Below are 17,960 nucleotides of genomic sequence, written 5' to 3'. Positions count from 1 at the left end.
CTGAGCCCGTGACCGACGGGGATGCGTACCAGCGACGCCGCGAGGACGTCGCCGCCGCCGTGTGGCGTGTCCTCGACCAGGCCGGGTTCGCGGGGCTCTCGATGCGCGCCGTGGCGCGCGAGCTCGACGCCACCACGGGGATCGTCACGCACTACTTCCCCACCAAGCGGGAGCTGACGAGCTTCGCCCTCGCGCGGCTCTCGGAGAGGTCGGCATTCCGCGAGCGCCGCGCCGCCGCGCCTGGCCCGGCCGCGCTGCGCGCCGCCTTGCTCGACATGCTCCCCCTTGATGACGCCTCCCGCGCCGCGAACCGCATCTGGGTCTCGTCGTGGGACGCCGCCCTCGCCGACGAGCGCCACGCCGCCGAGCACGCCGAGCGGTACCGGGCCAGCCGTGCAAAGGTCGCCGCCCTGGTGGCGGACGCCCTGCCCGCCGCATCCCGCGATGAGGAGCGCGTCGAGCGGGTCACGGAGGCGCTGCACTCCTTCGCGCTGGGGATGACCGTGCAGGCCGTCCTCGACCCCGCCGCCTACCCGCCCGAGCGCCAGACCGCCCTCCTCGACGCCCTCCTGGCCCGCCACCTCGACGCGAATGTGTGATCACCGACGGGCCTCGGTGCCCCGGATCGAGACCAGGGCAGGGAGGGGCCGGCATCCCACTCTCGTGGCGCGGCGCGGGCCGAAGCAATCGTTGCAGACGAGCAAGTGGCGCCCTCGGCAGCCCGACCTGACGCCGGGATCGCGGACTGGGAGACGCTCCCAGTCGACTTCGCATCCTGACCCGCAATAGCCTGAACTCGGCCCGCCACCGCCAAGGATGACTCCCCCACAGCCAGCACCTCGCTCGACCGAAGGTCGTCGACACCCAACACCGACCGCCTCGATCTGGGCCAGGACCGAACGAAACGACAGATGGACCATGAAGGCCGGCACTCGCTCTGACCGCTCTCGATCGACGGTGAACGCGGGGAGGGGTCTGGCCGCCTTTGCCGGGGCAGTCCTCCTCGGCTGCGCCCTGAACGCGGCCCTGCCTGCCGAGGCGAGCATCCCGACGGTGGGGATATGTCAGGGCGCTCCGGACGTGATGACGAGCATCGCCGCCAACCCGGTCGGGGCGGGGTTCTGGCGGCAGGTGGATGCGCTCGATGACACTCCCCTTGCGGGCTCGACCTCGTCGAGCGGACCGGTGCCGACCTTCGCGTCGGTGTCGGACAGCTCAGCGCCGATCACGGCCACCCCCACTGGGCAGGGCTACTACGTCGTCGACAGCGAGCAGGGCACCATCTACTCCCGCGGAGATGCTCAGACTCTCGAGGCACTCCCGAAGCAGAAGGAATCCAACACGACCTGGGGCCCGTTCCAACCTGGCAACTGCACGATCAACGGCATCAACACGTATGACGCCATCATCGCGGTCACCTCCACACCGAACGGCGGATTGATCGCCGCGGACAGGCGGGGTCACCTCTACGCGGTCGGTGGTGCCATCAATCCCGACCCCGGGTTCCAGATCGAGGGCAGCACGGTCATGCCGACCGCGCTGATTCCCACCAGCAGCGGCAACGGTCTGTGGATGCTGGCGTCCAACCCCGCGGACGTCCTCGCTCACCAGCCGACCACGATCTACGCGTTCGGAGATGCGGTCTGCTATGTGGCAGCCGGCGCCCCCGCCTCACCTCCAGTCGACGGACAATGCGCGACACCTGGGCTGGGCGGGTCCGCGGGCACCTCGCTCATGGTCACCCCGCAACAGGACGGCTACTGGATCGTCGCCGCGGACGGAACCGTCCAGGACTTCGGTGCCGCGCCGGACTATGGCGCACCGCCGCATGTCGACCCGGACTATTTTCGGGACAACGCGTACTCGGGCGGCACGACCTTCGCCAACGGCGACCTCTCGGGCTACGGCATCATCAGGGCGGATGGGACGGTGTACGCGTTCGGGCCGTCGTCCTTCGCGACGGGCGGCTCCGCGAACGCGCTGACCGGAGCGTCGACCACGGTGCAGCTCGGTGGATGGGACTTCGGTGGTGGCGCCATCACCTACCAGATCACCTCGCAACCCGGCAACGGGACGCTGTCGAACGCGAATCCCTCCACGGGGTCGTTGACGTACACCTCTGATCCGTCCTTCGAGGGGACCGATACGTTCACCTATCAGGTCGCCCCAGCGTCGAACCCGACGCTCTGGTCGGCTCCCGCCAGCGCCACCGTGAACGTGTCGGCGACGAACTGGCCGCTGGTCATCGTCCCGCCGGATGGGGCCACTCACCAGGTGACCGTCCCGCAGGGCGTGACGGGTATGCAGTTCACTGCCACCGGCGGCAGCGGCGGGTATACCAACGCGCCCTACGACAGCGGTCATGGCGGGCATGGCGCCCAGGCCGAGGGAGTCTTCCCGGTCCAAGCAGGGCAGGTCTTCACGATCGCAGCCGGTGGTAGCGGCGGCGGCGCGGGAGGCGATTGCAACGCCGGCGGCGCGGGAGGTTCATCAGGGTCCGGGTTCACAGGGGGCGCGGGCGGGGCGGCGAATACCAACAACTGCACCGGCGCAGGAACCGGCGGCGGAGGCGGAGCAGCCTCGACGATCCAAGCCCCGGACGGGTCCTGGGTGACTGTCGCCGCCGGCGGCGGGGGGGGCGGTGGTCTCGCCCAGGATTCCTATGAGGTCGGGAACGGTGGATACGCCGGCGAGACCGCGGACAACGGGTCGAGCGCCCATGATCCGTTCAGCGGTGGCGCCGGAGGCGGAGGGAAAGGCGGCGCGGGTGCCGCGATGACCGGCGGTGCCGGCGTCGCCGCTCCGGGCGGGTCTGGTGGCGGCGGAGGCGGCGGCGGCGGCGTGAACGGCGGCACGGGCGGTGGCCACGGCGGCGACCACAGCTGGAGCGGCGGAGGCGGCGGCGGAGGCGCGGGGTCGTCGATGCTCGCCGCGGCGGTCACGGGCGGTGCCATCACCTCGGCCGCACAAGCAGGCGACGGAGGCGTGGTCATCACCTGGCAGGGCTCCGAGGTGGCACCGGTGCTCACGAGCGATGATCCTCCTCTGACTGCCCAAGTGAGTTCGGCCTATCCGGGCTATACGTTCACGGTCGCGGCCGCGACCTACCCGGACCCCGAGTTCTCCCTCGCCTCCGGAGCGCTTCCGCCTGGACTGACGCTTGACGAGGGCGGCACCCTCAGCGGCACTCCCACGGTCGCTGGTTCGTACACGTTCGCCGTCCAGGCGTCGAACCATGCGGGATCGGCGACGGGGGCACCCCACGAGCTCGTGGTGTCTCCTGCTCCGACAGCACCCGCATTCACCGCCGACGATCCGCCCCCGACGGGAAACGTGGCGAGCGCGTGGACCTACCAGTTCGCGGCGTCCGGCTATCCCGCACCGACGTTCTCTCTCCTGAGCGGTCAACTCCCTGACGGGCTGATCCTGGATACCGTCTCAGGGGTGATGTCGGGCGTGCCGACCACGACGGGCACATCGACCTTCCAGATCGGCGCGAGCAACGGCGTGAACCCGGATGCGGCCAGCGCCTCCCACACCGTGACGATCGATCCGGTGCTGACAGCACCTCAATTCACGGCGGTCACCCCGCCCGGGACCGCCTTCGCGGGCACGGAGTACGAGTACCAGTTCGTCGCATCCGGCTACCCCGCCCCGCAGTACAGCGTCACCGACGGCACCCTCCCCGACGGACTGAGCCTCGACTCCTCGACCGGCGGCCTGGGCGGCATTCCTACTGAGCAAGGGACTTTCACGTTCCAGGTCACGGCGGACAACGGCGTCGATCCATCAGCCGACAGCCCCGATCTCACCATCGCGGTGGGCCCGCCGGCGGCGCCGGCCGTGTTCACCGCCGATGACCCCCCCGGCGAGCGCGAACCAGGAGAGCCCGTACTCCTATCAATTCGTCGCGACGGGCAACCCGGTGCCCACGTTCACGGTCTCCCCAGGCTCATTGCCGACCGGACTCGCCTTGGACCCCGTCACCGGAACCGTGTCCGGGACGCCCACGACCGTCGGGAGCTTCACGTTCGCGATCACCGCGGCCAACATCCTCGGCCCTGTGCAGGGAGAAGAGCACACGGTCACCGTCGGCCCGCCGCTGGCCCCGCCGACGTTCACCGCAGATGACGCGCCGACGACCGGAAACGTCGGCAGTCCATACCGGTATCAGTTCGCGGCGGCGGGCAACCCCACCCCCGCCTTCACACTCTCCTCGGGGGCACTTCCCGACGGACTCACAGTGGATCCCGCCAGCGGGGTGCTTCAGGGCAGCCCCACCTCGACCGGCACCTTCACCTTCCGGATCGCCGCGACCAATGGCGTCGACCCGGATGCGGTGACCGGCGAGTTGATGATCGACATCGCGCCTCGACTCGTCGCACCCGACTTCACCGCGGACTCTCCCCCGGCGACCGCCAACGTGGGTAGTGGGTACACCTATGTCTTCGCCGCGTCGGGATACCCCGCTCCCACGTTCGCGGTGACGTCCGGGGCCCTGCCTGCCGGGCTCACTCTCGACGCCAGCACCGGCGCGATCCAGGGCAGCCCCACCTCAACAGGCGTCTCGACATTCCAGGTCACGGCCAGCAACGGCGTCGACCCCGATGCGACGAGTGCGGAGCACACCATCACGGTCGCCCCGAGACTCGTCGCTCCCGCGTTCACCTCAGATTCGCCCTCCGGTTCAGCGAATGTGGGCAGCGACTACAGCTACCAGTTCGCGGCGTCCGGATATCCCTCTCCCACCTTCGCGGTCAGCAGCGGTGCACTTCCTCCAGGCCTCGCGCTGGACGGCGCGACCGGTCTGCTCACGGGCGTGCCGACGACCGTCGGCACGTCCTCGTTCCAGATCACGGCGGCCAATGGAGTGGATCCCGACTCTGTCAGCGCGCAGCACACCGTTACCGTGGACCCTCGACTGCTCGCTCCGGTCTTCACGCAGGATTCACCGCCTGCCTCCGGGAACGTGGGGAGCAGGTACGCCTACCAATGGGCAGCCTCGGGATATCCCGCCCCGGTGTTCTCCCTCTCCCACGGGACTCTGCCAGATGGCGTGACTCTCGATGCGACCACGGGAGAACTGTCCGGAACACCGACCACGGTCGGCACCTACACGTTCCAGGTACGGGCCTCCAACGGCATCGAGCCCGATGCGACCGGCGCAGAGCATTCCGTGACCATCAGCCCGCGACTGGTCGCCCCGGCGTTCACGTCGGATCAGCCCCCGGGGACCGCCAATGTCGCCAGCACCTACAGCTACCGATTCGAGGCCTCCGGATATCCCGCGGCCACCTTCGCAATCGGCACCGGCGTCCTGCCGGACGGGTTGACCCTCGATGCGACCACCGGCCAGCTCGCCGGCTCCCCCACGACGACGGGGACGTTCACGTTCCGCGTCACGGCCACCAACGGTGTCGACCCCGATGCTGTGAGCGAGGAGCACGTCATCACCGTCGAACCGGAGCTGGTCGCACCCGCGTTCACCGCCGACTCACCGCCGGAGACGACCAACGTCGGCAGCCACTACAGCTACCGCTTCTCCGCGACCGGTTACCCAGCCCCTGCCTTCGCGGTCACCTCCGGTCGCCTCCCCGACGGGTTGGCTCTCGACTCCGCTTCCGGAGCGATGGAGGGCACCCCCACCAAGACGGGAACGTACGAGTTCACCATCACCGCGTCCAACGGTGTCGATCCCGATGCGGTGGGCGGCCGCCACACGATCACCGTCGCCCCGGAGCTGACGTCGCCGACCTTCACCAGCGATTCCCCTCCCACCACGGCCCGCGTCGGAGACCTCCTGCTCTACCGATTCGCCGCGACCGGCTACCCCTCCCCCTCGTTCCACCTCGAGGGCGGAACCCTCCCCGCGGGCGTGTCCCTCGATGAGACCACGGGCGAGCTGACAGGAACGGTCGCTGCCGCGGGCTCCTACCACTTCCAGCTCTCCGCCACGAACGGCATCGGAGCAGCCGCGCTCAGCTCGACGCACACCATCACCATCGTCGCGAGCCCGCCCTCACCGCTCTCCGGGGACGGGTTGGCGAACACCGGATCGACACCTCCCGCGCCTGTGGGCGCCGCGGCCCTCATCACGCTCGCGGGCGCGGCGATCCTCGTCCTCTCCCGCTCGCGCAGGCGCGAGGAGGTCTGAGCGTAACCGTCGACGCTCGCTTCGCTCCGTTGCTGGAGCAGTACGACTGGGCGATCGAGCGCCTGGTGACACGTCTGGCCGGGCCAGTCAGCGACTCCGGCGACGGTCGCGGCACCCCCGTTCCGGCGATGTCGGATGAGGAGTACCTCTGGGAACCGGTCCCTGACTGCTGGTCGGTGCGACGCCGCGTCGACGGCCCGGGTGCGGGCGCCGTCAAGCTGATCGGGGCGGGCGAATGGGGTCGGGACGGGGCGCCCGAGGCGCCGTGGCCACCGCCGATCACGACGATCGCGTGGAGCTGGATCACGTGACGGAGACGCTGCGGGGCCGGGCCGATCATCTCGGTGGTGCCCACACCTTCACCCGGACCGAGTGGGAACCCCAGGGCGACGCCACCGGGGCAGTCGAAGCGCTGCGTACCGCAGCCGAGGAGTGGCGTCGGGCGATGCTCGCCGTCGACGAGTCGGACTACGACCGCACCGGACTGAGCAGCTACCCCTACGGCGGCGACGCCGACGAGACGTTCCTCCCGATGGTGTGGTGGCAGAACCAGGAGATCCTCCACCACGGGGCCGAGATCGCGCTGCTGCGTGATCTCTACGCCCGCCTCTCCCTATAGCACCGGCGCGGAGTGGCCGCTTGGATGTGGTTCGGACGTTCGCGACCTACCGTGCCGGGATGAACGCCACCACGAAGACCGCGTTCCGCACGGCCGGCCCGATCGCCGCCATGATCCTCGCCGCCGGGACGCTCAGCTCCTGCGTCGGTTCGACCGACGACACCGACGTCCAGACCGCCGCGGCGACGCCACCGTCGGATGCCGAGACGACTCCGACACCGGACCCCACCGCGGTGGCCGAGCAGCTGGCCGCCGCGGAGGAGGCGCGGCTGCCGATCCCGGCCGACGACATCGCCGACTGGGCGGACGGCGCGGTGCCGGCGAGCGGGTCGCCCGGGCACCAGGGGACCTCCTCCGGGTGGATGAGCGAGCACTCCGCCCAGCAGCTGGTGTCGACCAACACCACCCTCGAGCCGGGGAGCTACCAGTTGCAGCTCGCCTGCCGCGGCGAGGGCACCATCACCGCCACGGTCACGACGATCGACGGCGCGTCCGCTGGCGAGGGCACCGCGTGCAGCAACGCCACGATCGCGTTCGACGCCGTCATCCCCCAGGCGGGCCTCGTCACGACGCTCCAGCACGACGGCGACCCCACCATCTACGCCCTCTCGATCACCCGCGTCGACTGACGCCGCGAAGGCTCCGGTCGCACGCCGCACCGCGGCCGCCGCGGCGCGGCGCCTCACCGCGCGGTGACGACGGCCTCGCTGCGGGAGCCGCCGGTGCGGATCTCGTCGCTCCAGGCGAGCGCGATCCCGAGCCGGCCCGCGAGCAGGCTCTGGTACTCCGCGCGGCGCGCCGGGTCCTCGTGCACCTGCGCCGGGCGCACGCGCTCGGTGTCGCAGAACGCGGCCAGCGCGCCGACGGCCTCGCCGATCGACCACTCGACCGGGTGGAGGCGGTAGGCGCCGTTGGTGATGTGGGTGCTGCCGATGTTCTTGTTCGCCGCCAGCAGGTTCTCCGTGTCGACCGGGAGCAGCGCGCCGAGCGGGATCTGGAACGGGAAGCAGTCGATGTCGATGTACGTGCGCCCGGCCGTCGACGGGTGCAGGTCGATCCGGTAGAAGCCGATGCCGACGCTGTCGTCGAAGAGTGCGGATCCGGCACCGTCGCCCCGCATCTCGCGGCCGATGTGCCCCTCGGTGACCGTGAAGCGGGCCTTGATGCGCCGCGACTCCCGCACGTAGACGGCCTTGGCGAGCCCGTCGGTCGTGCCGAGCACGTCGCCGCGGAGCGCGAGCTCCGGATACCCCTCGCCCCCGTCGGTGCGCGGCGCCTCGGTCTGGATCCAGTGGACGAACGACAGCGTCAGCTCGCGCGCCTCGGCGAGGGCCAGGCTCCGAGCGGACGGGGTGACGCCGAGGAGCGGCCGATCCCAGTAGTCGATCTGCGGCCAGTTGGCGAGGGTGACGTCGTGCCCCGGCCACTCCTCCTGCATCATGCGGCGGGCGAGGATGCGGCGGTAGTGCCAGAGGTCCAGGTCGTCGCCGTCGATCGCGTCGACAGGGCGCCCGGCGAAGAGGGGCCGCGAACGACGCTCGAGCGTGATCGGGTCGACGTCGTCCCACGACAGCTGCGGCCCCGGCCAGAACGACGGGACGGTCGTCCACCACCGGTCGTACCCGGCGGGACGGTCGATGACGTGCGACTCGCCCGGTCGCAGCTCCAGCGCCGCGCACCAGGTCACGGCCTGCTGGTCATCGGGCCGCGCCTCGGCGGGCGCGTGCAGCTCACCGGTGTCGCCCACGCCCTCGGCGCCGACGACGTGCGCGACATCGCCGAGCTCGAGCAGGTCGCCGAGCTCCGTCGCATCCGCCACCATCTCGGCCTCGACGAGCACCTCGTCACCGGTGCGGAGGTCGCGGAGCAGCACCGCCGTGATCCGCTCGCCTTCGCGGTGCACCTCGATCGGCTCGTGCTCGGTGAGCACCGTGAGCAGCCCCGCCGCCTCGAGCGGCGACGTCATCTCGCGCACCGCGAGATGGGCGACACGGGGCTCCGCGCACAGCCGCGAGACGAAGCCCGCGCCCGGGTTGAGCGCGACGGTGGCCCGCGCGCGATCGGACAGCGGGTAGTCGCGGCGATAGTGGTCGCGGATCCGGTCGCGAAGCTCCGAGTAGCTCGGCGAGATGGTCTGGCGGTCGATCCACTCGTGCTCGTCCGGGGGCACGCCCTGGCTCGTGAGCTGTCCACCGAGCCAGTCGGTCACCTCGGTGAGCACGACGGGGAGGCCGAGCCGCGCGGCGGTGATCGCGGCGGCGGTGCCGCCGAGGCCACCGCCGATGACGGCGAACGGGACACGGAGATGACGTGTGGGCATGGGGTATCGGTCTTTCTGGTCGAGACGAACGGATGCGGTGGGGAGCGACGCGACGCGTCAGCCCTTGACGCCGCCGTCGGAGAGCCCGGAGATGAAGCTGCGCTGGTTGAAGAGGAAGACCGCCAGCACGGGAAGGGTGGCGATCACCGTGCCGGCCATGAGCGGTCCGTACTGCACGTTGCCGCTGCCGAGGAAGCGCGCGAGCGCGAGTTGCACGGTCTGCATCTCCTGCGAGCTCGTCACCACGAGCGGCCACAGGAAGTCGTCCCAGACCCCCGTGAACGAGAAGATCGCGACCACCGCGATCAGCGGCTTGGCGAGCGGGAGGTAGACGCTGAAGAAGATGCACAGCTCCCCCGCCCCGTCCATCCGGGCCGCCTCGCCCATCTCCAGGGGCGCCGACAGGAAGAACTGACGGGCCAGGAAAATGTTCATCGGCATGACGATGTACGGCAGGATCACGCCGGCGAGCGTGTCGAGCAGACCGCTGCCGCCGTGGCCGAGGATGTCGTTGCCCCCGATCAGCGGAATGCCCCGCGCCATGAGGAAAAGCGGGATGAGGGTGACCGAGATCGGGATGGCCGCGGTCGAGATGAGCGTGTAGAAGACGGCGCGGTTCCCCGGGAAGGGGAGCATCGCGAACGCGTATCCGGCGAGCACCGCCAGCAGGCAGTTGGTCACGACGGTGACGGCGCCGACGATCCCCGAGTTCAGCAGTGCGCGGGCGAGGTCGGCATCCGTGAACGCGGTGGCGTAGTTGTCGAGCGTCGGGTTCGCGGGCAGGAGCGACACCGACCCGAACGCCTCCGACTCCGGCGTCAGCGAGAGCGAGATGACCCAGGCGAAGGGCACCAGCACGAGCACGGTGACCACCACGAGCACGAGGATCGAGCCGACGCGACCCTGCCCGGGGGCGTGGCCCCGTCGCATCCGCCGCAGGGCGCTCGCTCGGCGGGTCTCGGCGGCGGCGCTCATCGGTTCCGTCCCATCACGCCGCGGACGGTGACGAGTGAGAAGCCGATGATGAGGGCGAAGAGGACGAAGGCCATGGCGGATGCCGATCCCATCGAGTTGTACTGGAACGCCTCGGTGTAGATGAGGTAGTTCACGGTCGTCGTGCTGCCGAGCGGGCCGCCCTGCGTGAGCACGTAGATCTCGGCGAAGCCCTGTGCGAGGTAGATGATGTCCATCGCGACGACGTAGACGAGCATGGGCCGCAGGCCCGGGAGGGTGACGTACCGGAAGGTCGCCCAGCGTCCGGCGCCGTCCACCCTGGCGGCCTCGTAGAGGTCGCGTGGGATCGACTGCAGACCGGCGAGCAGCAGGACCATGTTGCTGCCGAGCGCCTTCCAGATGCGCATGGCGGAGACCGCGTTCAGGGCGGAGTCCGAGTCGAGGAGCCAGTTCTGGGCGGGGGCGCCGAACCATCCGAGCACCTCGTTGAAGAGGCCAGTCTGCGAGTACATCCAGAGCCACACCATGCTCACCGCGGTGAGCGAGACGATGTGGGGCACGTAGAGCGCCGACCGGAAGAGCCCGACGCCCTTGAAGGGGCGGTTGACCAGGAGCGCGAGACCGAGCGCCAGGATGACGGTGATCGGCAGCACCTGCAGCACGTAGCGTCCGGTGACGAGGAGCGCGGAGCCGAAGTCGGCGTCGCTCAGCAGGTCGGCGTAGTTCTCGATGCCGGTGAACACCGGGCCCGAGCGGCTCAGCGGGCTGTACTTCGTGAACGACAGCACGAGCCCGTACAGCACCGGGATGAGCTGGAAGATGACGATGTACAGCCCCGCGGGGAGCACGAAGAGCAGCCCGATGAGGGCGCTGCGGCTCCACCGCCGGCGCCGGCGGACACCCCCGGGCTCAGGGGGCGTCCGCCCGGTGGACGCGCGAGCGGCGTCCACCGGGGCGATCACTGTCGTGGCCATGCGTGAGCTCTCTCTCAGCCGTTCGCGCCGAGGATCTTGTCCGCCTCGTCGGCGGCCTCCTTCAGCACCGAGGAGGAGTCGGCGACGGCGTTGAGTCCGCGTTCGAGCTGCTTGTCGAGCGCGTCGCGCACCTGCACCCAGCCCACGACGTTCGGGTTGGCGTGGAGGTGCGACGACTCCTGGAGGAACATCGTGATGATCGCGCTGTTCTTGGCGTAGTCGCTGTCGGCGGCGGAGGCCCGCACCGGGATGGTGCCGGTGCCCTGCGTGTACTCGGTGCTGATGTCGGGCGAGAGCATGAACTGGATGAAGCTCCACGCGAGGTCGGCGTCGGGTGCGTCGGCGTTGATCATGAGGCCCGGTCCGGCACCGCCGAACGCGGCCGGCTCGCCGCCCTTGAACGACAGCGCCGGCATGACCCGCAGGTCGCGGCCCGGCGACGCGTCGATGATCTGCTGCATCATCGACGGGGCCTGCACGGTCATGGCCGCGGTGCCCTGCACGAGCGGCTGCTGCGCGGCGGGCGCGTTGAGGTAGTCCTCGCCGAGGTTCGCCGAGACGGCGTCGCCACCGGCGTACAGGCCGGTGAAGAAGTCGAGCGCGGCGGTGCCCTCATCCGAGTCGAAGGTCGCCTCGGTGCCCTTGTCGTTCACCAGCGTGCCGTCCTGACCGAAGAGGAAGGTCGCGAACGACTGCTGGCGGGCGATCGCCTGGCTCGGGGTGAGGAACCCGGATCGGGTGATCGTGCCGGAGGCGTCGCGCTGGGTGAGCTTCTCGGCGTCGGCCTTGAGGTCCTCCCAGGTGGTCGGCGGGTTGTCGGGGTCGAGGCCGGCCGCGCGGAAGGCATCCGCGTCGTACATGACGAGGTAGCCCTGGAGCGACAGCGGCATGAGGTACTGGGTGCCGTCGATCTGGCCGCCGGGGAGCGCGGCCGCGAGGTCGTCGCGGTCCTCCTGGCTGAGCGACGCGACGCGGTCGGTGAGGTCGAGGATGCGGTCGTTGGCGACGAAGTCGGCCGTGGCGGCGGGGCCGTGTCCGAAGATGTCGGGCGCGGTGCCGGCCGCGAAGGCCGCGTTGAGCTTCGTCGAGATGTCGCCCCAGTCGACGTAGGTGACGTCGACCGTCGCCCCCGTCTCCTTCTCGAAGGCCGGGACGATGGTGTTGGTCACGAGGTCGATCTCGGTCTGATTGTTGCCGGGCAGCCACACGCTCAGCGACTTGTCGCCGCCGGCGGCGGAGTCGTCGCTGGTGGCGCATCCGCCGAGGGCCACCGCGACGGCGCCGAGGGCGGCCATCGCGGTGAGTCGGGCAGCGAGGCGCGCGGTGCGCCGCGCGGTGCGGCGTCGGGCCGGGGAGGGAACGTCCATGTTGTCTCCTTATTCGTATTAGCTTCGGGGCCTGCGGAAAGTCGGCGCGCGGTGTGGACCGGCGTCAGTGAGTGGTCGGGATGCGGAGGGTCGCGGGATTCGCGACCGTGCCCGTCTCCGGTGGGTCGCACGGGAGAGGGGTGGTGAGACGGTCGGTCGCCTCGCCGTCGATCACGGCGAGGAGCAGCTCGACGGCGCGGCGGCCGAGCTCGCGGCGCGGCACGCGCACGTGGCTGAACACGTCGCCGCGGGGATCGGAGTCGAGGCTGACGACCGAGACGTCGGCCGGCGCGGAGAGTCCGGCCCCGTCGAGAGCCGCGGCCAGGGCGCGGGCGAGGTCGAAGGTCTCGACGACGATCGCCGTCGTGCCCGCCTCGACGACCTCTGCGAGCCACGACGCCGTGACCGCCTCGACCTCACGCACGTCGACCTCGAACGACGGGCGGTCGGAGGCGGGGATCCCGTCCACGGCAGCATGGAAGCCCTCGAGGCGGTCCTGCTGCGCGAGCCCCCGCAGAGGTGCGGCGAGATAGGTGATGCGCCGGTGGTGGGCGCCCGTCAGCTGCTCGACCACGGGATGCATGGCCGCCGCGTAGTCGGCGGTCACGAAGGGGATGTCGAGCCCAGGGACCTCGCGCCGGCCGATGAAGACGAAGGGGAAGCCCTCCTGGGCGAGGCGACGGATCTCGTCGTCGTTCTTCTCGAAGCCGAGGATGACGGCACCGTCGGCCAGCCGCATCCGGTTGCTCCCGGAGCCGTAGATGCTGCGTGTGCCGTCGGGCTTCTGCGTGGAGGCGAAGAGCACGAGGTCGAGGCCGGAGGCGACCGCCTGCTCCTCGATGCCGTTGAGGAACTCGCGGTAGTAGTCGTCGGGCGCCGTGGGGAACACGCGCTCGAAGGTGTGGACGCCGATGAGTCCGCTGCGGCCGCCGCGCAGCGACTGCGCGGCGATGTTCGGCACGTACCCGAGCTCGGCCATCGCCTCGCGGATGCGCTCCTGCGTCGACTCGGGGATGCGGTTGGCCCCTGCGCGGCCGTTGAGCACCATCGACACCGTGGCCTGCGACACACCCGCGAGGCGGGCGATGTCGCTCTGGCGGGCGATGCGGGGTCGGGTCACGGTGTCTCCTTCGACGACTGAGGCGACTATAGGCGCTGATACGTATAACCCGCAACTACGAGATCGCGCTTGTCGTTATACGTATAAGCGACTACGAACGGAGATGGCCCCGTTTCGGTTCAAGGAGGAACCCATGAGGATCAGACGACTCGCGCTCGCCGCCATCACGGCGCTGACACTCGCGGCGGGGGTGCTCGTCGCCACCCCCGCCCCCGCGGCGCAGGCCGCCGGCACGACCTACTACGTCGACGCCGCAGGCGGATCCGACACCAACAGCGGGACGAGCGAGAGCTCGGCCTGGAAGTCGCTCGCGAAGGTGAACGCCCTCACCGCGGGCCCCGGCGATCGCATCCTGCTGAAGGCCGGGAGCGCCTTCACGAACCAGTACCTCGACCTCAAGGGCTCCGGAAGCGCGGCCGAGCCCGTCCTCGTGGGCCGGTACGGCACCGGCGCGAAGCCGCGCATCGACTTCGGGAACACCTCGGTCGGCGGCGAGGGCTTCGGCGTCCGCGTGACCAACGGGTCGTGGTGGACGATCTCCGACCTCGAGATCACGAGCGGCCAGCAGCCCACCTCGATCCGCCGTAACGGCATCCTCATCCTCGGTGCGGGCTCGGGCGGAGGCGCGTTCAGCGGCATCTCGATCCTGAACAACGACATCCACGACGTCTTCGGCAAGGACCGCCGCACGGGCGGGATCAACCTCCACGCCCGGCAGTCGGCGGCGAGCGACCCCGAGAGCACCTGGGATGGCGTGCTCATCCAGGGAAACACGGTCGACAACGTGGCCGACACGGGCATCCAGACCATGACCGACGCGTTCCTCGCCGGCTCCAGCTGGGTGCACACGCACGACGCGTTCACGAACGTCGTGATCCGCGGCAACACCGTGACGCGCATCCACCGCGACGGGATCCTCGTGCGCGCCGGCGTGGGGCCGCTGGTCGAGTACAACACGACGGACCGGATCGGGAAGTACACGACCGTCGACACGTCCGTCGTGAACTACCTCCCGGCGGTCAGCGTCGTGGCGGCGCAGTGGGCGTACTACACGTCGGGTGCGGTGTTCCAGTACAACGAGGCGTCGCGCACACGCCGGATCGACGGCGACGGCCAGCCGTGGGACTTCGACGTCGAGGTGACGAACAGCGTCTACCAGTACAACTACAGCCACGACAACGAGGGCGGCACGCTCCTCATGATGGACCACACGTCGAACAACGTCTTCCGGTACAACATCTCGCAGAACGACCTCGACCGATCCGGGGGTGCGTTCAGCATCCCCTTCGGCGGCGGCGCCCTCGCCGTCTACAACAACACGTTCTATCGCTCGGCCGGACAGACGGGCCTGCTCACCACCTCGAACTCGGCCGGAGTGGCGACGTACACGAACAACGTGTTCGTCAACGCCGCCTCGGGCACGTACGCGGTGGGCGGTGGCGCGGTCTACGCGAACAACACCTTCTTCGGCACGAACTCGTCGGCGGCACCGCATACGGGCAAGCTGACGAGCGACCCGCTGCTGGCCGCTCCCGGCGCGGCCACCTCCGTAGCGGATGCGGCGGCCGCGTACACGCTCGGGGCGGCGTCTCCCTCCCGCGACTCCGGGGCGGCCGTCGCCTCCCACGGCGGGCTCGACTTCTCGGGCCGACACGTGCCGCAGGGCTCGGGTCCCGACCGCGGTGCGGTGGAGGGCACCCCCGCCTCGACCCTCTCGGCCGAGACGTTCGAGAGCGGCGGCTTCGGCGGGTGGGCCCCCGTCACCGGGAGCTGGTCGGTCGGCGGACAGCCCGGGGCGCTGCGGCAGGCGTCGACGTCGGGAGAGGCCATCGCCACCGCAGGGTCGACCTCGTGGACCGACTACACGGTGTCGGCGCGTCTCGCCGTGGGGACGGCGAACGGGAACGCCGGAGTGCTGCTGCGGTACACGGACAGCGCCCACTTCCTGCTGCTGCGGGTGAACCTCGCGACGTCGGCGCTCGAGCTCTACAAGCGGGTGGCGGGCACGCTCACGCTGGTGGCGACCGCGCCCGCCACGGTGCCGACGGGCCGCCTCGTGTCGCTGCGCGCCGACGTGCGCGGGAGCACGGTGACGGGGTGGTTGAACGGTGCGCCGCTCCTCACGTGGACGAACTCCGTCACGGAGCTCACTGCGGGCAAGGTCGGGGTGCGCACCGCCTCCTCCGCGGCGGTCGTCGACGAGGTCGTCGTGCGGGGGTAGGGCGCCCTTCGCGGGCCGCCTTCCGGCGCGGATCTGACACTCGTGGCGACCTGCGGGCGCGGGAACCCGCCACGAGTGTCAGATCCGGACTGCAGTGGCTGGACGAGGAGCTGATCGCGCGGATCGAGCGCGCCGGCGGCTCGAGGGTCGCGGCGCGAAATCCGTACTGGGACGAGCACGGTGTGACCTTCGCCGACCCGGACGGCTACCTGCTGGTGCTCTCGACACGGTCGTGGACGTGATCCGCTGACCGTCTGGCCTCTCCCGCGTCAGACATCGAGCTGGGCGATGCGGCGAGCCAGCGCGGTCTGTCGTCGAGGTGAGTGCAGCACCATCCGGATCGCGCCGTCGCGCAGGCCGCGCAGGACCGGACCGCGGAGGGTGGCCATCCGGGTCATGCGGTCGGTGAGGGCGATCACGCTCCGGGCCGACGGGCGGCGCAGGCGCTCGTAGTCGGCGAGCGCGTCCTCCCCGCGCTCGCCCGCGAGGACGTCGGCGAGGAGGTCGCCGAGCAGGACGGCGTCCTGGACACCGAGGTTCATCCCCTGGCCGCCGGCCGGGCTGTGCACGTGGGCGGCGTCGCCCGCGAGGAAGACGGCGCCGTCGCGGTAGGTGGCGGCCAGGCGGTGCGCGACACGGAAGCGGGAGCTCCAGACCAGTGAGTCGACGATCACGCCGCCCGGGCCCCGCTCGTCGAGGATGTGCTGCACGTCGGCCAGGCTCGGCTGGGCGGGGGCGTCGTCCATGGTGGCGACGATGCGGTGCCGCCCGCCGGGGAGCGGGGCGACGACCACGAGGCCCTGCTTCGCGAGGAAGAGCTGGACCTCGTCGGCGGGGAGCGACCAGCTCAGCCTGACATCGGCGAGCACGAAGGAGGCGGCGTAGTCCGACCCGTCGAACGGGATCCCCCGGCCCTGGCGGACGCGGCTGCGGCTGCCGTCGGCGCCGATGACGAAGAGGGCGGCGACCTGCTCGCGCGTACCGTCTGCATGGCGGAGGACGGCGACCTCGCCGTCCGCTACGGCGGCGGGTGCGGATGCGGGTGCCGCTGCGGCTTCGGCTCGGCGGGCGAACGTGTCGAACTCGACCTCCCTCTCCACCTCGGTGCCGAGCTCCCCGAGCGCGGCGTGCAGCAGCTCCTCGGTGCGCGCCTGCGACAGCATGAGGGTGAACGGGTACGGGGTGCGAAGCCCGCGGAAGTCGAGGCGGACGAGCGTCCGTGCCCCGTCGCGCACCGTGAAGTCGGGCACGATCACCCCCTCGTCGACGAGGGGCGCGGCCATGCCGATGGTGTCGAGCACCTCGAGCGTTCGGGCGTGGATGACGGCGGCGCGGGACGTGGACGAGCCGTGCGGGGCGGCGTCGACGATGCGCACGTTCACGCCTCGCCGTCGCAGGGTCACGGCTGCGGCGAGGCCGACGGGGCCTGCGCCGACGATGAGGACGTCGGCGGACGTGTTCGGAGCAGAAGTCATCATTCGTTGACAATTTCACTTCATCGATCAAAAGTCAACGAATGTTGCTAAATTGAGCGGATGGCCTCCGACGATACTTCGACCCCCACCCCGAAGGGCCGCAAGTCGCGCGAGTCCATCCTCCGCGCGGCCGCCTCCCGGTTCGAGTCCGAGGGTTTCGAACGGACGACCGTGCGAGCCATCGCGAAGGACGCCGCCATCGACCCGGCGATGATCATCCGCTACTTCGGGAGCAAGGACGGACTGTTCCTCGCGGCCACGACCATCGAGCTCGACCTGCCTCGGATGGACGCGGTGCCGGAGCGCGACCTCGGCCACGCCCTCGCTCGGCACGCGGTGTCGCTCTGGGACGGCGAGACGCCCGGGCTGGCGCTCCGCATCCTGCTGCGGGCCTCGGCGCAGGATGCCGACGCGGCGGCCCGGGTGCGGGCGGTGTTCGCCGCGCAGGTGCTGCCGTTCCTCCCGGGCGGGCTCGCGGACTCCGCCCTGCGGGCGAGCCTCATCACGTCGCAGATCCTCGGCTACGCGTTCGGCCGCTACGTGATCGCCCTCGATCCCCTCCTCGATCTCGACCCGGAGGCAGCCGCCCGCCGCCTCGGCCCGTCCCTCCAGTCCGTCATCGACGGCGTGTGAGGGTCACCCTTCTTCGCGCTCATCCAGCTCGCCCCGGGCTTTGTCCAGTTTTCCGTCGAATAACCCGCGATTCGCGACGGAAATATGGACAAAGCCGCCACCCACGGAGGGCGCCGGCCCGGG

At 70.6% G+C, this 17,960-nt stretch carries 14 protein-coding genes and 2 pseudogenes; 10 read left to right on the top strand and 6 right to left on the bottom strand.

The genetic code is table 11. From position 1 onward, the window contains the following. Positions 1-8: 8 nt before the first annotated feature. From ACFJGV_RS12685 to ACFJGV_RS12655, 7 genes and pseudogenes are all read left to right on the top strand, one after another. On the top strand, positions 9-599 hold the full coding sequence (locus ACFJGV_RS12685) for a TetR/AcrR family transcriptional regulator (RefSeq protein ID WP_378144315.1): 591 nt from the start codon (positions 9-11) through the stop codon (positions 597-599). A gap of 217 nt (positions 600-816) precedes the next feature. Beyond that, a pseudogene (locus ACFJGV_RS12680) lies at positions 817-3,789 on the top strand (putative Ig domain-containing protein); the annotation flags it as partial. A gap of 67 nt (positions 3,790-3,856) precedes the next feature. Further along, positions 3,857-4,033 (top strand): annotated as a pseudogene (locus tag ACFJGV_RS12675) (putative Ig domain-containing protein); the annotation flags it as partial. 30 nt (positions 4,034-4,063) lie between these two features. Further along, positions 4,064-6,154, top strand: a complete 2,091-nt coding sequence (locus ACFJGV_RS12670) for an Ig domain-containing protein (RefSeq protein ID WP_378148725.1) — start codon at positions 4,064-4,066, stop codon at positions 6,152-6,154. A gap of 29 nt (positions 6,155-6,183) precedes the next feature. Further along, positions 6,184-6,465: a hypothetical protein gene (locus ACFJGV_RS12665; RefSeq protein ID WP_378144314.1), complete on the top strand. Its 282-nt coding sequence runs from the start codon at positions 6,184-6,186 to the stop codon at positions 6,463-6,465. Then, a complete protein-coding gene (locus ACFJGV_RS12660; protein WP_378144312.1) occupies positions 6,447-6,773 on the top strand; it encodes a DinB family protein in 327 nt (108 codons plus the stop codon). The genes ACFJGV_RS12665 and ACFJGV_RS12660 overlap by 19 nt, the downstream gene beginning before the upstream one ends. A gap of 59 nt (positions 6,774-6,832) precedes the next feature. After that, a complete protein-coding gene (locus ACFJGV_RS12655) occupies positions 6,833-7,402 on the top strand; it encodes a hypothetical protein (protein ID WP_378144311.1) in 570 nt (189 codons plus the stop codon). A 53-nt stretch (positions 7,403-7,455) separates the two neighbouring features. Here ACFJGV_RS12655 and ACFJGV_RS12650 read toward each other — a convergent pair whose 3' ends face one another. The 5 genes from ACFJGV_RS12650 to ACFJGV_RS12630 form a co-directional block, all read right to left on the bottom strand. Then, a complete protein-coding gene (locus ACFJGV_RS12650; protein ID WP_378144309.1) occupies positions 7,456-9,093 on the bottom strand; it encodes an FAD-dependent oxidoreductase in 1,638 nt (545 codons plus the stop codon). A 57-nt stretch (positions 9,094-9,150) separates the two neighbouring features. Beyond that, complete coding sequence (locus ACFJGV_RS12645) at positions 9,151-10,068, bottom strand: carbohydrate ABC transporter permease (RefSeq protein WP_378144307.1); 918 nt, start codon at positions 10,066-10,068, stop codon at positions 9,151-9,153. Next, positions 10,065-11,021 (bottom strand): carbohydrate ABC transporter permease, encoded by a 957-nt coding sequence (locus ACFJGV_RS12640; RefSeq protein WP_378144306.1) that lies wholly within the window; start codon positions 11,019-11,021, stop codon positions 10,065-10,067. Before ACFJGV_RS12640 ends, ACFJGV_RS12645 begins: the two co-directional genes overlap by 4 nt. Before the next feature lie 14 nt (positions 11,022-11,035). Then, positions 11,036-12,388 carry an ABC transporter substrate-binding protein gene (locus ACFJGV_RS12635; RefSeq protein ID WP_378144305.1) on the bottom strand — a complete coding sequence of 451 codons (1,353 nt, stop codon included), beginning with the start codon at positions 12,386-12,388 and terminating at the stop codon, positions 11,036-11,038. Between the two features lie 64 nt (positions 12,389-12,452). Then, positions 12,453-13,508, bottom strand: a complete 1,056-nt coding sequence (locus ACFJGV_RS12630) for a LacI family DNA-binding transcriptional regulator (RefSeq protein ID WP_378144303.1) — start codon at positions 13,506-13,508, stop codon at positions 12,453-12,455. Between the two features lie 133 nt (positions 13,509-13,641). Between ACFJGV_RS12630 and ACFJGV_RS12625 the strand changes: the two genes are divergently transcribed. Both ACFJGV_RS12625 and ACFJGV_RS12620 read left to right on the top strand, forming a co-directional pair. Then, positions 13,642-15,729: a right-handed parallel beta-helix repeat-containing protein gene (locus tag ACFJGV_RS12625; RefSeq protein ID WP_378144302.1), complete on the top strand. Its 2,088-nt coding sequence runs from the start codon at positions 13,642-13,644 to the stop codon at positions 15,727-15,729. Further along, the gene (locus tag ACFJGV_RS12620) at positions 15,633-15,971 is read left to right on the top strand and encodes a hypothetical protein (protein WP_378144301.1); all 339 of its coding nucleotides are present in this window, start codon (positions 15,633-15,635) and stop codon (positions 15,969-15,971) included. The genes ACFJGV_RS12625 and ACFJGV_RS12620 overlap by 97 nt, the downstream gene beginning before the upstream one ends. Before the next feature lie 27 nt (positions 15,972-15,998). On the opposite strand, the gene ACFJGV_RS12615 is transcribed toward ACFJGV_RS12620, so the two are convergent. Continuing rightward, positions 15,999-17,207 (bottom strand): FAD-dependent oxidoreductase, encoded by a 1,209-nt coding sequence (locus ACFJGV_RS12615; RefSeq protein WP_378144300.1) that lies wholly within the window; start codon positions 17,205-17,207, stop codon positions 15,999-16,001. Positions 17,208-17,264: 57 nt separating this feature from the next. On the opposite strand from ACFJGV_RS12615, the gene ACFJGV_RS12610 reads away from it, so the two are divergent. Continuing rightward, positions 17,265-17,837 carry a TetR family transcriptional regulator gene (locus ACFJGV_RS12610; protein ID WP_378144299.1) on the top strand — a complete coding sequence of 191 codons (573 nt, stop codon included), beginning with the start codon at positions 17,265-17,267 and terminating at the stop codon, positions 17,835-17,837. Positions 17,838-17,960: the final 123 nt, after the last annotated feature.

The sequence above is a fragment of the Cnuibacter sp. UC19_7 genome, assembly GCF_042699995.1.
Taxonomy (GTDB): domain Bacteria; phylum Actinomycetota; class Actinomycetes; order Actinomycetales; family Microbacteriaceae; genus Cnuibacter.
Note: the sequence above shows the minus strand (reverse complement) of the source record. Positions and strands in the feature narration are given on the sequence as shown.